The organism is Achromobacter sp. ISS7, from assembly GCF_056523125.1.
Genome location: NZ_JAWRZD010000001.1, coordinates 5565814 through 5582750 on the forward strand (window position 1 = coordinate 5565814; position 16937 = coordinate 5582750).

Sequence of the window (16937 nt, forward strand, 5' to 3'; positions counted from 1 at the left end):
GACGGTCTCCGGGAGGCTCTTGCGGACTTCGCTGAAGGCAAGTCTAGGCGGGGGAAGGGGCCGCGGCACAATAGAAATTGCGCGGTTGGATATGCGGGGTATCTATTGCGGGGTTTCCCTGAACGGGATATCCCGGATGCGCCGGATCAGGCGTCCTGGGGACCCGGCGCGCGCTGCGCCGCGATCTGCTTCAGGTAGTCGACCAGGCGCAGGCAGGCGGGCGTCAGCGGCCGGTCCGCGCGGATCGAATAGCCGACGTCGCCGAACGCGCCGAAGGCGTCGGTGGGCAGGCGCGTCAGCACGCCCATGGCCAGGAACTGGGCCGCGGCGTCATAGGGCATCAGCGCCAGGGCGTCGCTGTGCATCAGGATGCCGATATTGGTCAGCAGCGACAGCGATTCGACGTGGCGCGTGGGCAGCCGCACGCCGGCGTCGAAGAAGCTGCGCTCGATCGAGGCGCGCAGCGGCGAGGTGGGCGCGGGCAGGATCCAGATGTGGTCGGCCAGCTCGGCCAGCGTCACGTGCGCGGCGCCGGCCAGCGGATGGCGCGCGCCGGCGACCAGGCACAGGTCTTCGCGGTACAGCATGTGATGATCGACGGCGACCCCGGAGATCGACGCCATGTCGGCGCCCGGCAACCGGCCCACCACGATGTCGACGTCGCCGGTGGCCAGCGCCGGCAGCAACTGCGCCGACGGCCCTTCGCGCACCGTGACCTGGATGCCGGGGTGCTCGGTCATCAGCCGCGCGATGGCCTCGGGCAGCAGCTTGGCCGAGGCCGCGATCAGCGTGCCCACCACCACGTGGCCGCTGGCGCCGCCCAGCACCGCGTCGATGTCGTCGGCCATGTAGCGGATCTCGGCCATCATGGCGTGCACGCGGCGGCCCAGCACCAGCGCCAGCTCGGTCGGCGTGACGCCGCGGTTGGAGCGCTCGAACAGCGTCGCGCCGAAGAAGGCTTCCAGGTCGTGGATGGCCTTGGTGACGGTGGGCTGGGTCAGGTGCATTTCGCTGGCGGCGCGCGACAGCGAGCGGCGCGCCAGCACGCGCTCGAAGATCTGCAGCTGGTGCAGCTTCAATTTGTGGCTGAGCGCGTTGGGCGTGATGCGGAAGTTCGACATGCGCGCGGCCGTCCCGGCGCGGCGGCCGGGGCGGCGATCCTGTTCCGAAGGGAAAGCCGGAAGGCGGTCTGGCGCCATGGCCGCGCGGGTGTCGGTCAACGCGCCAGCGGCTTGTAGGCGACCGCCTTGATCTCAATCAGCAATTGCGGGTGCGGCAGCTGATGCACCGCCACGGTGGTGCGTGCCGGCCCATCGGCGTCGAAGAACTCGCCGTAGACCTGATTGTAGCCACCGAAGTCGTTCATGTTGACCAGGAAAGTACTGATCTCGACCACGTCCGCCAGGCCCGCGCCGGCGCTGGCCAGGATGTCGCGGATGTTCTCGATCACCGCGCGCGTCTGCACGCGGATGTCGAGCGTGGTGGTGCCCATCGCGTCGACCTCGGCGCCGGCGATGCGGTTGTCCGGCAGCCGCGAACTGGTGCCCGAGACGAACAGGAAGTCGCCGGCGCGCTTGATGTGGGGATACTTGCCACGCGGGGTGGCCTTGCCGGCGACGACGGTGGCGCTGATGGAAGCTTGGGTCATGGCGGAGTCCTTGGAGGCGCTGTGGCTCACAGCTTGATGCAGACGTTGGTGGGTTCGGTATAGAAATGCAGCGAATGGCGGCCGCCCTCGCGGCCGATGCCGGACAGGCCGCTGCCGCCGAACGGCGTGCGCAGGTCGCGCAGGAACCAGCAATTGACCCACGCCAGCCCAACCTTCATTGCCTGCGCGACGCGGTGGCCGCGGGTCAGGTCCTGCGTCCAGACGGCGGCGGCCAGGCCGTAGCGGGTGTCGTTGGCCAGGCGGATCGCCTCTTCCTCGGTGTCGAACGGCGCCACGTGGCAGACCGGGCCGAACACTTCTTCCTTGATGCAGCGGGCGCTCTCGGGCAGGCCGGTCCAGATGGTCGGCTGCACGTAGGCGCCGGCGTCGCGCGCATCGCCGAACACCGGCACGCCGCCGCCGGTGACCACGGTGGCGCCTTCCTCGCGCGCCAGGGCGAAATACGACAGCACCTTTTCCCGATGCTCGCGCGACACCAGCGGCCCCATGCCGGTGTCCGGATCATCCGGCCAGCCGATGCGCAGCGCCCGCGCGCGTTCGGCCAGCGCGGCGACGAAGCGTTCGTAGATCGGGCGTTGCACGTACACGCGTTCGGTGCACAGGCAGACCTGGCCGCAGTTGGCGAACACCGAGCGCGCGGTGCCGTCGACCGCCGCCTCGAAGTCGGCGTCGGCGAACACCAGCGCCGCGTTCTTGCCGCCCAGTTCGAACGACACCGGCTTCACGCCCGGCGCCACGGCGCGCATGATGGCCGCGCCGGTGGCCGATTCGCCGGTGAAGGTGATGCCGTCGATGTCCGGATGCGTGGTGATGAACTCGCCCGCGGACCCGGGCCCGAAGCCGTGGGTCAGGTTCAGCACGCCGGGCGGCAGCCCGGTCTCGTGCGCGACCTCGGCCAGCAGCGTGGCGGTGGAGGGCGTGACTTCCGACGGCTTCATGATGACGGTGTTGCCGAACGCCAGCGCCGGCGCCACTTTCCAGGTCAGCAGCAGCAGCGGCAGGTTCCACGGCGAGATCACGCCGACCACGCCCAGCGGCTTGCGGTAGGCGTAGTTCAGCGCCTGGCGGCCGTCGGGCGTGTCGGTCATGTAGCTTTCCATGTCCAGCGTGCGCGCCAGTTCGGCGAAGGCGCGGAAATTGGCGGCGCCGCGCGGAATGTCGATCTGGCCGGCCCAGGAAACAGGCTTGCCGGTGTCGCCGATCTCGGCCTGCAGGAAATCATCGAAGCGGCGGTTGATGCCATCGGCCAGCGCCAGCAGGTGGTCGGTGCGCCTGGCCACCGGCAGCGCCGCCCAGGCCGGCAGGGCGCGATGCGCGGCGGCGACGGCGCGGTCGACCTGCTCGCGGCTGGCTTCGTGGGCCTGGGCGATCAACGCATGATCCACCGGACTGTGTTTGTCGAACGTGGACGCGCCGTCTTCGAAGCGGCCGTCGATGTAGTTGCGCAGCTGGCGGATTGTCATGGCCTGTTTTCCAATGCCAATTAAGTACGTATACGTACCATATTGGAAAATATTAGGCAGCGGCTGGCGGCAAGTCAATGGGGGGAAGCGATGGGCCGGCCCGCGGGCCGGCCTCGGGGATGGCGCCGGATTACCACCGATAGCTCAGCGTGCCGTACACCTGGCGTTCCTGGCCCCAATAGCACGACGTCGTGCTGCCGCAACTGGCCACGTAGCGGCGGTCGAACAGGTTGGTGGCGGACAGCGCAACGGCCAGGCCCTTGAGCGACGGATCCAGCGCGCCCAGGTCGTAGGCCAGGCGCGCGTCAACCAGCGTCACGGGCTTCATGGCCAGGGTGTTGTTGGCATCGCCGTAGGTGCTGCCGCGATAGCGCACGCCCAGGCCGGCGCTCAGGCCCTGGGCGATGCCGCCAAAGCGGTGGTCGGCCCACAGCGCGGCCTGGTGGCGCGGCAGGTTCTGCAGGGCGTTGCCCTCGGTGTTGACGCCCATGGCATCCGGCGTGTTGCGCGTCACTTCGCCCTGGCTGTAGCCATAGGAGGCGATCACGCTCCAGCCGCCGCCCAGTTCCGCCTTGCCTTCCAGCTCCAGGCCGCGCACGCGCGCTTCGCCCGTCTGCACGCTGAAGGCGGGGTTGGTCGGATCGGTGGCGATCACGTTCTTCTGCGTCAGCTGGAACACGGACAGGGTGATCAACGCCTTCTGGCCGGGCGGCTCGTACTTGATGCCCGCTTCGTACTGCTCGCCCTTGGTCGGCTTGAACGGCGTGCCGGAGCGGGTCGCGCCGATGGCGGGGTCGAACGACGTTGAATAACTGACATAGGGCGCCAGGCCGTTGCGCGCCAGGTAGACCACGCCGGCCCGTCCGGTCCAGGCGGTGTCGTCCTGGCTGTTGGCCGCATCGCTGCCGAAATTGATGCCCTGCTTGCGATTCCAGGCGCGGTCGTGGCGCACGCCGCCGGTGAAGGCCCACTGGCCCGCGCGGATCTGGTCCTGCAGGTAATAGCCGATCTGCGTGGCGCGGGTGCGGGTGTTGGTGTATTCGGCAATGTCCTGCGGCCGTTGGCCATAGACGGGGCGGTACAGGTCCAGCGGACCCAGCGACCCCATGTAGAAGCGGTAGCCGTTGTTGGTGCGGCGCAGGTCCAGCCCGGCCAGCACCGTGTGCGACAGCGGGCCGGTGTCGAACTCGGCCTGCACCTGGTTGTCGACGCTGAAGGCGTAGACCTGTTCACGCCAGCCGACGTAGCTGCGGTCGACCAGCCGCTTGTCGGCATCGAGGAAGCCATTCAGGAAGCTGTTGCGGGCGCTGAAGTCGATCTCGGCGTAGCGCAGGTTCTGGCTGACCTTCCAGGTCGAGTCCAGGCGGTGGTCCAGGCGATAGCCGACCGAGCGTTGTTCCACGTCCCAGCGATCGACACCCGGTTCGCCCGGAAAGCGTGAGCGCTTCAGGCCGCCATTCGGGTTGTCGTACAGCGTGCCCTCGGCGGGCAGGAAGTAGCCGGTCCAGCCATCGACGCGGTCGCGCTGGTATTGCAGGCGCAGGGTGAAGCTGGTGTCGGCGTTCGGCGCCCAGGTGAAGGCCGGGGCGAAGTAGCGGTTGGTTTCGGACACGTGGTCGAGCGAGGCGTCGGCATCGCGATACAACCCGGTCAGCCGGTAGCGCAGCGTCGCCTCCTCGTTCAGCGGACCGCCCAGGTCGAAGGCGCCTTGCTTGTGGCCGTTGTTGCCGCCTTCGAGCTGGATCTCGCCCTGGCGCGCATCGGGCGGCGCCTTGGTGACGTAGTTGACCAGGCCGCCCGGCGTATTCTGGCCATACAGCACCGAGGCGGGTCCCTTGAGCACTTCGATGCGCTCGGCGCCGTAGGGGTTGAGCCGGGGAATCACGTATTCGCCGGTGGCGGTGCGCAGGCCGTCCTGGTAGGTGGCGTAGTTGGCGTTGAAGCCGCGCAGCTGGATCACGTCGAAGCGCACGTCATAGCCTGCCCAGGCGGCATTGACGCCGGGCGTGTAGGCCAGGGCCTCGGCGGTGCTGCGCACCGGTCGGCGATCCATCTCGGCGCGGCTGATGACGTTGATGGTCTGCGGCGTTTCCAGCAGCGCGGCATCGGTCTTGGAGCCGGAAGCGCTGCGCGTGGCGACCAGCCCGTCCACCGGCCCGAACGCGGATTCGCGCAGGCCCGGCACCGTGATCGGCGTCAGTTCCACCGCGTCCGGCGCCGGCGTGCGGAAGACCTGCAACCGGCCTTCGGCGTTGCGGCGCGCCGACAGCCCGGTGCCGCGCAGCAGGCCGGACAGATCCGCATCGGTCCCTGTCGGCGCCGGCAGGCCGGGGCTGCGCAGCCCGCGCGTCAGCGCGGCATCGTAGGAAATCACCAGGCCATGGCGCTGGGCATAGGCGCCCAGCGCGTCGTCCAGCGGTCCGGCCGGAATCGGCGCCTCGCCGGCGGCGTGGGCCACCGTCTGCAGCAACAGGGTCAGGCCGGCCAGGGTCCGGCGCAATCGTCTCGGGTACATCGCAATGCTCCATGCGGTTGTGCATGGAAGAGATGACGCGCCAGGCGTCCAAAGGGGAAATGGCGGTTACAACTTTTCCTGGGCCGCCGCTATCCGGGTGTCGCCGGCGCTAGCGGCGTTCGACCCGTTGCAGCCAGGGACCGTAGTGGCGCACGCGGATGGGCAGGTTTTCCTGCAGCGAGGCCAGCGCGGCGTCGCCGTCCAGCGGCAGCACCGCCGACACCCGCAAGTCGGCCAGCGCCTGCGCGTCATACAGCAGCAGGCCACGGCGATGGCGCGCCAGTTCATCGAGCACCTGGGGCAACGGCGTGTCACTGACCGACAGGCGGCCCTGGGTCCAGCCCTCGGCATCGCGCGGGGCGGTCCGCGGCGGGCCGACCGAGTCGGGGCGGATATCCAGCGTCTGGCCGGCCGCGGCATCCTGGCAGGCGGCGCCCGGACGCGCGGGACACGCCTTGACGCGCGATTCGGTCACCGTCACGCGGGTGGCGTCGGGCAGCAGGCGGACGATGTAGCGCGTGCCCAGCGCCGTGGCGCTGCCATCGCGGGTGTCGACGACGAAGGGCCGGCCGGCCTGGCCCGGCGCCACTTCGGCCAGTATCTCGCCCTGCCGCAGCACGATGCGGCGTTCCTGCGCGGTGTAGACGATGTCGACCGCGCTGTCGGTGTTGAGCGTCAGGCGGCTGCCGTCGCTCAGTTCGATGGTGCGGTGTTCGCCCACGCCGCTGCGCAGGTCGGCGGCCAGCCACGGCAGTTGGGCGTGCAGCGCCCACCAGAGCGGCGCCAGCGCGGCCAGGGCAAGCGCCGCCGTTCGCACGGCCGCGCCGCGACGCTTGCGGCGCCGGCCGCGGGTTTCTTGCAGCATGGCGCTCAAGCGGTGCCCCGGCGCCTGCTGGGCCGGGGCCGCCAGCAGCCCCCACAGCGCCTGCATGCGCTGCCAGGCGCGTTCGTGATCGGGATGGGCGCTGCGCCATTGCTCGAACGCGCGCGCTTCTTCCGCGCTGGGGGCGCCGTCCATCACGCTGTGCCAATGCGCCGCCTGCTCCAGCGCGGCGCGTGGCAGCGTCGCCTCGCCGGACGGGCCGGCGGCATCGTCAAACAGCATGGGCGCGGTCCGCGGCCGATTCGGCCAACGCGTCATGGCAGGCCAGCAAGGCCTGCGCGATATACAGCTTGACCGAGCGTTCCGACACCCGCAAGACCTGCGCGATGTCGTGTTGCGGCATGCCGTCGTACAGGCTCATGAGAAAAGCCTGCGCGGCTTTGTGTGGCAGGCGATCGATGGCCTGGCTGACCGCCGCCAGCGCCTGCACGGCCATGGCGACCTGCTCGGCGGAGGCCTCCGCGCGCAGCGCGTGCTGCTCGGCGTGCAGCGCCAGATAGGCCTGCTCGATATCCTGGCGGCGCCGTTCGTCGATCACCAGCCGGTTGGCCGTGGTGGCGAGCAGGGCGCGCGGCTGGTCCGCGGTTTCCAGGCCGCCATGCCGCAACAGGCGCAGGAAGGCGTCGTGCGCGATGTCCTCGGCGTGGAATCGGCATTTCAGCTTGCGCAGCAGCCAGGCGCGCAGCCAGCCGTGATGCGCCGCGTAAAGATTCTGGAAGGCCGGCAGGACGTTCGGTCCGGACATGGTGGAAAAGCCAGGAATTGAGAAGCGTTATCAGCTTGCGGATTGTACGCGGCTTCGCCGTCCGTGCCAGCCCCGTGGGTTCCCGGCCTACAATCGCCAGGCCGATTCCCTGGATCCCAGATGACCTCTTCCGCCCGATCCGTCCGCCCGGCCAGCGCCCGGGCCCTGCAGCAATTCGACCTGACCCAGGTGGCCTCGCACCTGCTGCGCCGCGCCCACTTCCGGGCCGAGGCGCTGTTCGCGCGAGCGTTTCCGGACGAGGACCTGACGCCGCGCCAGAAGGCCTTGCTGATCACGGTCCACCAGAACCCGGGCGCGACCCAGAGCCGCATCGCCGAACTGATCGCGCTGGACCGCAATTCCTTCGCCGAAATGATTGCCCGCATGACCGCCAAGGGCTATGTGCGGCGCACGCGCTCGGCCGAGGACGGCCGCGCCTATGCGCTGGAGATCACCGACGAGGGCATGGCGCTGCTGGCGCGGGTGCTGCCGCGTGATGCGCAGGTGGAGGCGCAGGTGCTGGCGCCGATCCCGGAGGAACTGCGGCCGGTGTTCCTGCAATGCCTGAGATTGATGGCGGGGCTGGAGCCGCCGGCGGGAACCTGAGCGGCTTGTGACCGCGCCGCGTTCCCGCGGCATCGGGCCGTAACGCGGCCGTGCGGCGCCTCAGGGCGCGTCGGACGGCGGGGGCGGCGCGGTGTTTTGTGGCGCCGGGGCGGGCGATGATGCCGCCGTCGCGTGCTTGTCGTTGGCCGCGCGGCCGAAGCGCAGCGCGAACTGCCGCGTGAACACCGCGCCGAAAAAGAAAATCTGCGCCGAGTAATAGATCCACAGCAGTAGCGCAATCAGGGAACCCGCCGCGCCGTAGGCCGACACCGCCGCGCCCCGGCTCAGGTAGACGCCGATGCCCCACTTGCCCACCAGGAACAGCGCCGCCGTGACGATGGCGCCAGGGATCACGTCACGCCAGGAGATCCGCGCGCTCGGCAGCAGCTTGAAGATCACGGCGAACAGCGCCACCACCACCGAGAACGAAAACAGGGTCGACGCCCAGTCGGCCACCGTGGCGAAGGCCGACGCGGTCCACAGGTCGCCGTAGTACTTGCGCGCCGCGCCCAGGCCGGCGTTCACCGTCAGTGAAATCAGCAGGAACAGCGCCAGCACCAGCACCAGGCCGAACGACAGCATGCGGCTGCGCACCATGCCCTGGATGCCGCCCTTCTGGTTGCCGGACACTTCCCACAGGTCGTCCAGGCTGGCCTTGAGCTCGGCGAAGGCCGTGGTGGCGCTGAAGATCAGCACGAAGATCGAGATCAGCGCCGCGATCCAGCCGCCGCCCGATTCGTGGGCACTGGCCAGCACCGTCTGGATCACCTCGGCGCCGCGCTCGCCGGTCAGGTCGCGCAGCGACGCGAACAGTTCCGAGCGCACCGCGTCCTCGCCGAAGAAGGCGCCGGCCACGGCGATCACCAGGATCAGCATGGGCGCCAGCGAAAACACCATGTACAACGCTAGCGCCGCGCCCTTGCTGGAGGCGCGATGGGTCGACCACTGGTTGGCGGAATCCATCAGCAGCCCGCCGATCTCCGACGGACGCAGGACACGCAGGCTGTTGGGAAGGCGCATGGGTCTGGCTCGGGCTAGGGAGCCTTCATTGTAGGGACGCATGCGCCGGCGCGAAACCATGAACTTGTTGGCAAACGTTCCGAGACCTGGCGCGATGGCCGGCCCGCAAAAAGAAAAACCCCCGGGGCGAAGGTCCGGGGGTCTTTCGGGGTACTGCGTTCCCCGGCCGAAGCCGGGGAGGCCATGCAAGGGAAGCGGGACTTAGAAGTCCATGCCGCCCATGCCGCCCATGCCGCCGGGCATGGCCGGGGCAGCGGGCTTGTCTTCGGCCAGTTCCACGACGGCGGCTTCGGCGGTCAGCAGCAGGCTGGCGACGGAGGCGGCGTTCTGCAGGGCGGTGCGGGTCACCTTGGTGGGATCCAGCACGCCTTGCTCGACCAGGTCGGTGTACTCGCCGGTCGCGGCGTTGTAGCCGTAGTTGCCCTTGCCTTGCAGCACGGTGTTGACCACGACGCTGGCTTCTTCGCCGGCGTTGGTGACGATGGTGCGCAGGGGCTCTTCCACAGCGCGCAGGATCAGCTTGATGCCGGCGTTCTGGTCAGGCGTGTCGCCCTTCAGGTCGGAGATGGCTTGCTTGGCACGCAGCAGAGCCACGCCGCCGCCGGCCACAACGCCTTCTTCCACCGCAGCGCGCGTGGCGTGCAGGGCGTCTTCGACGCGAGCCTTCTTTTCCTTCATTTCGACTTCGGTGGCAGCGCCAACGCGAATCACGGCAACGCCGCCGGCCAGCTTGGCCACGCGTTCTTGCAGCTTTTCACGGTCGTAGTCGGACGTGGCTTCTTCGATCTGGATGCGGATCTGCTTGACGCGCGCTTCGATCGACTTGCTGTCGCCAGCGCCGTCGATGATCGTGGTGTTTTCCTTGCCCACTTCGATGCGCTTGGCTTGGCCCAGTTCAGCCAGGCCGGCCTTTTCCAGCGACATGCCGGTTTCTTCGGAGATCACCGTGCCGCCCGTCAGGATGGCGATGTCTTCCAGCATGGCCTTGCGGCGGTCGCCGAAGCCAGGCGCCTTGACGGCGGTGGTCTTCAGGATGCCACGGATGTTGTTGACCACCAGGGTCGCCAGGGCTTCGCCCTCGACGTCTTCGGCGATGATCAGCAGCGGACGGCTCGACTTGGCGACTTGTTCCAGCACCGGCAGCAGGTCACGGATGTTGCTGATCTTCTTGTCGAAGATCAGGACGAACGGGTCTTCCAGCGCGGCGACTTGCTTTTCCGGGCTGTTGATGAAGTAGGGCGACAGGTAGCCGCGGTCGAATTGCATGCCTTCGACGACGTCCAGCTCGTTTTCCAGCGACTTGCCGTCTTCGACGGTGATGACGCCTTCCTTGCCGACCTTGTCCATCGCGTCAGCGATGATCTGGCCGATCGAGGAATCGCTGTTGGCCGAGATCGAGCCGACCTGGGCGATTTCCTTGCTGGTCGTGACCGGCTTGGATTGCTTCTTCAGCTCGGCGACGGCGGCGGCGACAGCCTTGTCGATGCCGCGCTTCAGGTCGATCGGGTTGAAACCGGCGGCAACGTACTTCAGGCCTTCCTGAACAATGGCCTGGGCCAGCACGGTGGCGGTGGTGGTGCCGTCACCGGCGTTGTCGGAGGTCTTGGAGGCAACGTCCTTGACCAGCTGGGCGCCGATGTTCTCGAACTTGTCCTTCAGTTCGATTTCCTTGGCGACGGAGACGCCGTCCTTGGTCACGGTCGGGGCGCCGAACGAGCGCTCCAGCACGACGTTGCGACCCTTGGGGCCCAGGGTGGTCTTGACGGCGTTGGCGAGGACATTCACGCCACGGACGATGCGCACGCGGGCGTCGTCACCGAACAGTACTTGCTTGGCAGCCATTTGTTAGCTTCCTTCGAAAATTCGTTTGAGGCAGGGTTTACTGGACCACGGCGAGGATTTCGTCCTCGCGGATGACGAGCAGCTCTTCGCCGTCAACCTTGACCGACTGGCCGGCGTACTTGCCGAACAGAACCTTGTCGCCAGCCTTCAGGTCGACCGGCAGGATCTTGCCGTCTTCGGTCTTCTTGCCGGGGCCGACGGCCACGACTTCACCCTGGTCGGGCTTTTCAGCGGCGCTGTCGGGGATGACGATGCCCGACGCAGTCTTGCGCTCGTTTTCGAGGCGTTTGACGATCACGCGATCGCCCAGGGGACGCAAGGCCATGAGGAACTCCTGTTACTAAAGAAGAAAGTGAATGATCGGTTAGGCCCGGGAGGACTGTTAGCACTCACCGGTGTCGAGTGCTAATTATAGGGATGATGTCGCGGGGTTCAAGGGGGGGGAGGGTGGCTGTTACATATGGCGGCGCCGTGTGGCGGGTGAGCGGTGCGTCCCTTTTTATGTGCCGTCTTGCTGTCGCCGGTGTCGAAAATCATCCAACACCAAAGGCGAAACGTACGGTCCGGATCAAGATCCTAGAACAGCTTCGGCGCAACGACGACCAAGGAGAGGGGCCAGGATCACGCCTGGGTGTGCGACCAATGCAAATAAGCCCTCGATGCTTCCCACGTGGCCGCATAGCGGTTGTCCGTCGGCCGTCATTGGACGCTGCGCAGCGGTTATTGAAAGCAGGGATGGCGTCGTCGCGATCCCAAAAAGATCAGCAATCGCGTCTCCAGTCAGCGCGGCAAGGGCGGGAAGGCCGGTCTCGCCGCTCTCTGGATAATCGGCCGCAGAAACAAGGCCGCCTCCTAAGGATGGGCGTAGCTCCATTTCTTGAGCACAAACAAGGTGACGAAGGCCATCTGCTTCCTTACCGAATCGAAGCAACACTGCCGGCGATTCATGGATCGGAAGGTCAACGCCGACTGTCAAGGCTACCCCGCGCGAGCCATAGCCATTGGCGAGCACGACAATGTTGGCGGGAAGTTTGTTCCCGTCCACCACGACCCCCGTGATGCGGTTTCCTGCGGATTCGATAGCTTCGACGGTTCCCTGGCAGACAGATGCCCCGGCGGCCTGCGCTCCTGCCAAGAACTGGCGTGCAAATGCACCGGGTTCCAACGCGAAGTCGGCGGGCGCCCAGGCGGCGAACGAAGGCGGATTTGAAATCCTCGGTACCTTCTCGGCAATCTGGGATCGCGTCAGTCGCTCCATGCGTGTGCCGGCAGCTTGATGTTCAGCGATCATTGCTGCCGTTTCGTCCTCCGTGGACCGCCAGAGAAGCGCGCCGCGCGCTGCGATCGGCAACGGGCAGAGTTCGCGCTCGATAAATGCAAACTCCTCAAGCGCCTTCAATCGCTCAGCGAATGCGGGCCGGTTGTCGGAGGGCGTGCTTGCGCTGGCACCGACCCAGCCGAAAGAGGAGGCGGTCGCACTGACAAGGCAGTTAGGTGCACGTTCGATCAGCGTGACGGATGCGCCTGCTTTGGACAGATGCCAAGCTGCCGACGCGCCCATGATGCCGCCACCCACCACGATGATTCTGCTTTTACTTTTTGCGACCGGGACGTGCTTGCGGAAAGCGGGCATGTATTTGGCTGGGAAGTTTGCTGAGGGCGAGAGTGGGTCGCATTCGCCCTTCGATCCATGGGACGCATCATAACGTCGTTGAGTGTCGAATCGTTCAGCGCATCCGAAATCCAGTTTGGGATTCGAGAACAATGCCCGGGCCGAGATATCCAGACGGGTCGGAATGTTCGTGATGTGCCGCGGGTACTAACCCGCGCGATATGGCATCAGGCTCAACACAAGCCCTGATCGCGGTACTCACCCGGTGCACCCAGCACGGCGCAGAACTTGTGGTCTTCGCCGGAATAGGCGTGCTTGGCGCGGATGGTCAGCGTGGCGCCGGCCAACCCGACCTTCTTTGGATCGCAGGACCAGAAGCCGCTGGAGATTTCGTTGTACGCCGCCCTGGCGACGAGGCGGGGCGGTTGCCCGGTCTGCTTCTTTCCGGATGCCGTCGTGGCCAGCCACTCGATCCAGACACGGCAGCTCACATGCTCGAAGCCCACGTTCTCCAAGATCACCCGGTAGGAGCCCTGCCCGTCGCGGGAATGCCAACTTCCGCCAGCCAGCGTCCCCAGGAGCTCCGCTTGATCCGCGTCAGTCTCCGCGGCGCAGGGAGCCATCACCAGGAACGAAAGGCTTAGCAACGCTGCCGCAAGAGTTTTCATGGTTCGGATTGCCTGTCGGGATTCGGCGTGAAAGGAGTGATGGACGTCGGCAAGGCCAAGCCTGCCTTGAACGCTCATGATGTCAATAATCGCACGTCCGGGCCTGGGTCCTTGCGTAGCCTTGCCCCGGGCCACTAGCGGGTGCTGGATTCCTTGTCAGTAGCGGTGGCTGAATCGCACCATCACGCTATTGTCACGTTGCCGGTCGCTGAAGCCGATGCCTGTCCGATACGCGACCGCCAGCGTCTGGCCGCTGTACAAGGCGCCCTGCACGCCCAGTTCCAACGAGAGTGCGTTGCGGCTCAGTCCGATCACGTCCAATTGATAGGGCTGGCCGCCAAGGTCCGCATAGCCCATGCGGGCGCTGCTGTCTCCCGAAAGGTCGTGGCTGAATTCCACCCGTCCGCGCATGGACAGGGTGCCCCAGCGCATGGCGGATGAATGCTCGCCCCGCAGGCCAAACACGCTGGAAAATAGAGACGTTCGCTGTTGGGAGAATTGCAGGCTATAGACGGAAGCGCCGCTTTCCGTATAGTCGTTCAGGCGTGTCCAGGCTCCTTGCAGCCTGCCATAGGGCGATATGAGGACGGCGTCCTGGCGATACTCGTAGCCGACGGCGAGCGAGCCGAACAGTTGGCTGCCATCGCGGTTGCCGCGAGCCTGCTCATCGGTGCCGGTGACATGGCGGCGGCTGTCAAAATCGAGCCGGGTGATGCCAAGCAGGGCGTCCACGAAGTAGGGGGCAGGGTGATAGCTGCCATAGAAGGCGGCGCTCAGGGCAGTGCCCGTGCTGCGGGTGCCATTCGAGCCGATGTCGCTGATTTCGCGGCCATAGCCGACGCCCATGCCCGCCACGAGGTCGGGTGATATCCGATAGTCGGCGCCGAGACTGACGCCCACCAGCGTGTGTTCGATTCGGGTCGAACTGGCGCGGCCGGAGCCGAAATTCACGTAGCCGCCTGTCCAGAATGCCAGCGGGCCTCGGGGCGTTGCACGATCAGCCCGTCCGTCGGCGGCAGCCAGCGGGGCCGCGGGCGGCGCGCCGAAGGTTGCCGCAGCGGGGAACACCGCGTCAAAGCCGCTCGGTATGGGTTGGCCAGGGCGCGTGGCGTTGCCTGCCTGCGCAAACCGCAAACCCAGCGGCTGCGCGTGGCGGGAGCTTTCATCATGCAGATTCTCGAGCCGGCTGCCGAAATTGCCGATCTGCGTCGTGGCAAAGCGCTCGGCGGATCGCACCTGGGCGGTGACCAGGCCGATGACCTCGGCATCCTTGCTGGGATCTGGACGGGCCAGCACGTTGAAGGTCAGCGTGGCTGGCGCGGAAGTCTTCCAGGCATTTGAAACGGTGTAGCGCAATACCACCGGGCCCGAGGCGTTCGGCGCCGCGGTGTAGACCAGCTTCCAAGGGGTGGAGATCTGGGCTGTGCCGGCGTCGGCCGGGGGCGCGGCCACGATCGTGGCTGCTGTGAAGGGGCCTCCCGAAGCGAGCGTGGCCAAGTCGATCGTGACGCGGGTGCCTGCCAGCAGTTGCACCGCATGGTCAGAGGCGATAGGGGCAGCGCCGCCCGTGCTCAGGGTGTATACCGCCGTGGTGCTGGCGCCCAACGCGTCAGTGGCTGACACGGCGAAGCGCCAGTCGCCCGCCTCGGTGGGCGTGCCAGTCAGGATATTGCCGGTCAGGGCAATGCCGGGCGGCAGCGCGCCCGTTACAGCATAGCGATAGGGCGCCGTGCCTCCGCTGGCTGTCAAGGTCTGTGCATACGGGCTGCCCGTCGTGGCGGCGGGCAGTGCGCCCGCCGCCGGGGTGAAGCTCAGGGCGGGTGGCGCGATGGTGAGTCGGACGGTGGCGGTCGGCGAGTCCCCCGACGCGTTGCGCGCGAGGTAGGTGAACAAGTCCGCCCCGGAGTAGCCCGGCTGTGGCGTGTACTGAACCGCGGTTCCGGACACGACCGCGTTGCCGTGGCTGGGTGGCGTGACGATGACAATGGCCGTGGCGCTGCCGCCACCCAGTTGCAAGGTGATGGGCGTGCCAGGGCTGTTGGCGGGGATGGTTGCGGTGACATCGCCGGCGGTAGGCGCAGGGCTGCCGACGACGATGCGATAGGACACCGAGTCGGTCGCGCCATGGCGGTCCGTCGCTACCACGGTGAACGAGGCACTCGTGGCTGACGTCGGCGTGCCGGAGATGACGCCAGTATCGCGATCCAGATTCAGCCCAGCCGGTAGCGCCCCCGTGCCCACGGTGTAGCGATATGGGGCGCCTCCACCGCTCGCCTGGATAGTGGCGCCAGCGTACGCCTGCCCGGCCACGGCGGCGGCAAGGTCGCCTGTCGCGGGCGTGAATGTGAACGCGGGCGCGCGCACGGAGATGGTGACGGTTGCGTCTTGCGAGCGGCCGTCGGCATTGTCAGCGGCATACAGGAAGGTATCCGGACCGGAGTAGCCAGCGCTGGGGGTGTAGCGGAACTGCAGGCCGTCCACCGAAAGCGTGCCGTGCGCGGGCTGGCCAACGATGTATAGGGTGGTGGCCGCGCCGCCGGTCAGGTTGGGCGGGATCACGGACGCCACATTGGCGTCGACCGAGACGTTCACGGGAGATGCAATCGGGGCCAGGCCTGCCACGCGCAACGAGTAGGTCGCATCTCCGGTCGCCCCATATCTGTCGGTCGCGCGGACGGTGAAAGAGGGGGTTCCTGCCGCGCCGGGCGTGCCGGTGAGTTGGCCGGTGCCGGCCAGTTGCAGCCAGGGTGGCGAGGGTCCGACAAAGGCGAAGCTGTACGGAGCGGTGCCGTTGTCCGCTGTAAGCGTGAGCGCATAGGGCGTACCGACCGTGGCACCCGTCAGCGAACCCGCTGCGGGGGAGAGCGCCAGTTGAGGGGGCCTGACGTCGATATCGACGCGGGCATCGCTATGGCCAGCACTGTTGCTGGCGCGGTACGTGAAATAGTCCGCGCCCGAATATCCAGGGGTTGGCGTGTACGTCACCGAGGTGCCGGTTATCGCCAGCGCGCCGTGCTGCACGTCCTGCAGGATCGTGATGCTGGTGGGAGCGCCGCCGCCGACGGTCAGGGGCATCACGGTGCTGCCGCTGTTGGCGGCCAGGCTGGCGCTGCTGTTCTGGGCGGCAGGAGCGCTTTCGCTCACGGTAATGGAGAAGGTACGCGCGGCCGTACTGCTTGACGCGTCCCGCACGGTAACCGAGAACGTCTGGCTTTCGACCGCGGTCGGCAGGCCCGAAATCAAACCAGTCGTGCTCAAGCTCAAGCCCGCTGGCAAGGTGCCGGAGTAGGTGAACTGGTAGGGGGGCGAGCCGCCGGTGGCGCTCAATTGTTCATTGTAGGCAGTGCCGACACGACCGTCGGTCAAGGCGCGGGCGGTCAGATCCAGCGGTGCGCCTGTGCCTGCGACGCTCATCGTATACGTGTAGGCGGTGTTGGTTTTCGAGCTGGCAACGGGTGCGTCGGGTGCGCCGACGAATGTGTACAGGGTAATGCTGACCGTGAAGGCGTCCGTCCGGGCACGCGACAGCAGCTTGAAGGTTGCCACGCCCGTCTGCAGATTGGTCGTAACCTGGAAGGTAGCATTGGCATCCCCCAGGGTCGTGGCTTGGGGCGTGGCGCAACCCACGGCGCTGCCGGCGCCGCAGGCAAAGGGGCCGCGTACCGACGCACCCATCGAGGTTTGCAGGCCGCTCCACCGGGGACTGGAATTGTCCTGGTGGTCCGAGGAAGGTTGCAGTGCCGTGCTGCATGAGGAAAAGTTGTCCTGTTGTTCGGCGCCGACGTCGGAGAAACTCAGCGTGGCGCCGCACGACTGCGCGTTGGCGCCAGTCCATGGCATCAAAGCCAGGACCAGCAGCGCGGCCAGCAACCATGGCAGGGACGACGGAGGGAAAAAGCGCATCATGGCGGACG

The 16937-nt window shown here is 67.1% G+C and carries 13 protein-coding genes; 1 reads left to right on the forward strand and 12 read right to left on the reverse strand.

What is annotated here, in order from left to right; all coding sequences use genetic code 11:
- Positions 1–146: 146 nt before the first annotated feature.
- The 6 genes from AC1HFW_RS25245 to AC1HFW_RS25270 all read right to left on the reverse strand — a co-directional run bounded on the left by AC1HFW_RS25245 (position 147) and on the right by AC1HFW_RS25270 (position 7275).
- Positions 147–1199 carry a LysR substrate-binding domain-containing protein gene (locus tag AC1HFW_RS25245; RefSeq protein WP_116519888.1) on the reverse strand — a complete coding sequence of 351 codons (1053 nt, stop codon included), beginning with the start codon at positions 1197–1199 and terminating at the stop codon, positions 147–149.
- 17 nt (positions 1200–1216) lie between these two features.
- Entirely contained in the window at positions 1217–1648 is a 432-nt protein-coding gene (locus AC1HFW_RS25250; RefSeq protein ID WP_006391321.1) for a RidA family protein, read from the reverse strand.
- A 26-nt stretch (positions 1649–1674) separates the two neighbouring features.
- On the reverse strand, positions 1675–3132 hold the full coding sequence (locus AC1HFW_RS25255) for a 2-hydroxymuconic semialdehyde dehydrogenase (protein ID WP_116519845.1): 1458 nt from the start codon (positions 3130–3132) through the stop codon (positions 1675–1677).
- A gap of 130 nt (positions 3133–3262) precedes the next feature.
- Positions 3263–5647 (reverse strand): TonB-dependent siderophore receptor, encoded by a 2385-nt coding sequence (locus tag AC1HFW_RS25260; RefSeq protein ID WP_241073565.1) that lies wholly within the window; start codon positions 5645–5647, stop codon positions 3263–3265.
- A 109-nt stretch (positions 5648–5756) separates the two neighbouring features.
- Positions 5757–6752 (reverse strand): FecR family protein, encoded by a 996-nt coding sequence (locus AC1HFW_RS25265; protein ID WP_061073326.1) that lies wholly within the window; start codon positions 6750–6752, stop codon positions 5757–5759.
- Positions 6742–7275: a sigma-70 family RNA polymerase sigma factor gene (locus tag AC1HFW_RS25270; protein WP_061073327.1), complete on the reverse strand. Its 534-nt coding sequence runs from the start codon at positions 7273–7275 to the stop codon at positions 6742–6744. Before AC1HFW_RS25270 ends, AC1HFW_RS25265 begins: the two co-directional genes overlap by 11 nt.
- A 120-nt stretch (positions 7276–7395) precedes the next feature.
- On the opposite strand from AC1HFW_RS25270, the gene AC1HFW_RS25275 reads away from it, so the two are divergent.
- On the forward strand, positions 7396–7881 hold the full coding sequence (locus AC1HFW_RS25275) for a MarR family winged helix-turn-helix transcriptional regulator (protein WP_479285494.1): 486 nt from the start codon (positions 7396–7398) through the stop codon (positions 7879–7881).
- Between the two features lie 60 nt (positions 7882–7941).
- Here AC1HFW_RS25275 and AC1HFW_RS25280 read toward each other — a convergent pair whose 3' ends face one another.
- The 6 genes from AC1HFW_RS25280 to AC1HFW_RS25305 all read right to left on the reverse strand — a co-directional run bounded on the left by AC1HFW_RS25280 (position 7942) and on the right by AC1HFW_RS25305 (position 16929).
- The gene (locus tag AC1HFW_RS25280; protein WP_479285495.1) at positions 7942–8901 is read right to left on the reverse strand and encodes a YihY/virulence factor BrkB family protein; all 960 of its coding nucleotides are present in this window, start codon (positions 8899–8901) and stop codon (positions 7942–7944) included.
- A gap of 201 nt (positions 8902–9102) precedes the next feature.
- Positions 9103–10743, reverse strand: a complete 1641-nt coding sequence (gene groL / locus AC1HFW_RS25285) for a chaperonin GroEL (RefSeq protein WP_006391317.1) — start codon at positions 10741–10743, stop codon at positions 9103–9105.
- Between the two features lie 37 nt (positions 10744–10780).
- Positions 10781–11068 (reverse strand): co-chaperone GroES, encoded by a 288-nt coding sequence (groES, locus tag AC1HFW_RS25290; protein ID WP_006221616.1) that lies wholly within the window; start codon positions 11066–11068, stop codon positions 10781–10783.
- 243 nt (positions 11069–11311) lie between these two features.
- A complete protein-coding gene (locus tag AC1HFW_RS25295) occupies positions 11312–12508 on the reverse strand; it encodes an NAD(P)/FAD-dependent oxidoreductase (RefSeq protein WP_479285496.1) in 1197 nt (398 codons plus the stop codon).
- An 80-nt stretch (positions 12509–12588) separates the two neighbouring features.
- Entirely contained in the window at positions 12589–13023 is a 435-nt protein-coding gene (locus tag AC1HFW_RS25300) for a hypothetical protein (RefSeq protein WP_479285497.1), read from the reverse strand.
- A 156-nt stretch (positions 13024–13179) separates the two neighbouring features.
- Complete coding sequence (locus tag AC1HFW_RS25305; protein WP_479285498.1) at positions 13180–16929, reverse strand: autotransporter domain-containing protein; 3750 nt, start codon at positions 16927–16929, stop codon at positions 13180–13182.
- Positions 16930–16937: the final 8 nt, after the last annotated feature.

What these genes read in the sequence shown, in the direction of transcription:
- AC1HFW_RS25245 (WP_116519888.1), bottom strand. Translation starts at nt 1,199, where the DNA reads ATGGCGCCAGACCGCCTTCCGGCTTTCCCTTCGGAACAGGATCGCCGC.
- AC1HFW_RS25270 (WP_061073327.1), bottom strand. Translation starts at nt 7,275, where the DNA reads ATGTCCGGACCGAACGTCCTGCCGGCCTTCCAGAATCTTTACGCGGCG.
- AC1HFW_RS25300 (WP_479285497.1), bottom strand. Translation starts at nt 13,023, where the DNA reads ATGAAAACTCTTGCGGCAGCGTTGCTAAGCCTTTCGTTCCTGGTGATG.
- AC1HFW_RS25305 (WP_479285498.1), bottom strand. Translation starts at nt 16,929, where the DNA reads ATGATGCGCTTTTTCCCTCCGTCGTCCCTGCCATGGTTGCTGGCCGCG.
- AC1HFW_RS25260 (WP_241073565.1), bottom strand. Translation starts at nt 5,647, where the DNA reads ATGTACCCGAGACGATTGCGCCGGACCCTGGCCGGCCTGACCCTGTTG.
- groES (WP_006221616.1), bottom strand. Translation starts at nt 11,068, where the DNA reads ATGGCCTTGCGTCCCCTGGGCGATCGCGTGATCGTCAAACGCCTCGAA.
- AC1HFW_RS25250 (WP_006391321.1), bottom strand. Translation starts at nt 1,648, where the DNA reads ATGACCCAAGCTTCCATCAGCGCCACCGTCGTCGCCGGCAAGGCCACC.
- AC1HFW_RS25275 (WP_479285494.1), top strand. Translation starts at nt 7,396, where the DNA reads ATGACCTCTTCCGCCCGATCCGTCCGCCCGGCCAGCGCCCGGGCCCTG.
- AC1HFW_RS25280 (WP_479285495.1), bottom strand. Translation starts at nt 8,901, where the DNA reads ATGCGCCTTCCCAACAGCCTGCGTGTCCTGCGTCCGTCGGAGATCGGC.
- groL (WP_006391317.1), bottom strand. Translation starts at nt 10,743, where the DNA reads ATGGCTGCCAAGCAAGTACTGTTCGGTGACGACGCCCGCGTGCGCATC.
- AC1HFW_RS25265 (WP_061073326.1), bottom strand. Translation starts at nt 6,752, where the DNA reads ATGCTGTTTGACGATGCCGCCGGCCCGTCCGGCGAGGCGACGCTGCCA.
- AC1HFW_RS25255 (WP_116519845.1), bottom strand. Translation starts at nt 3,132, where the DNA reads ATGACAATCCGCCAGCTGCGCAACTACATCGACGGCCGCTTCGAAGAC.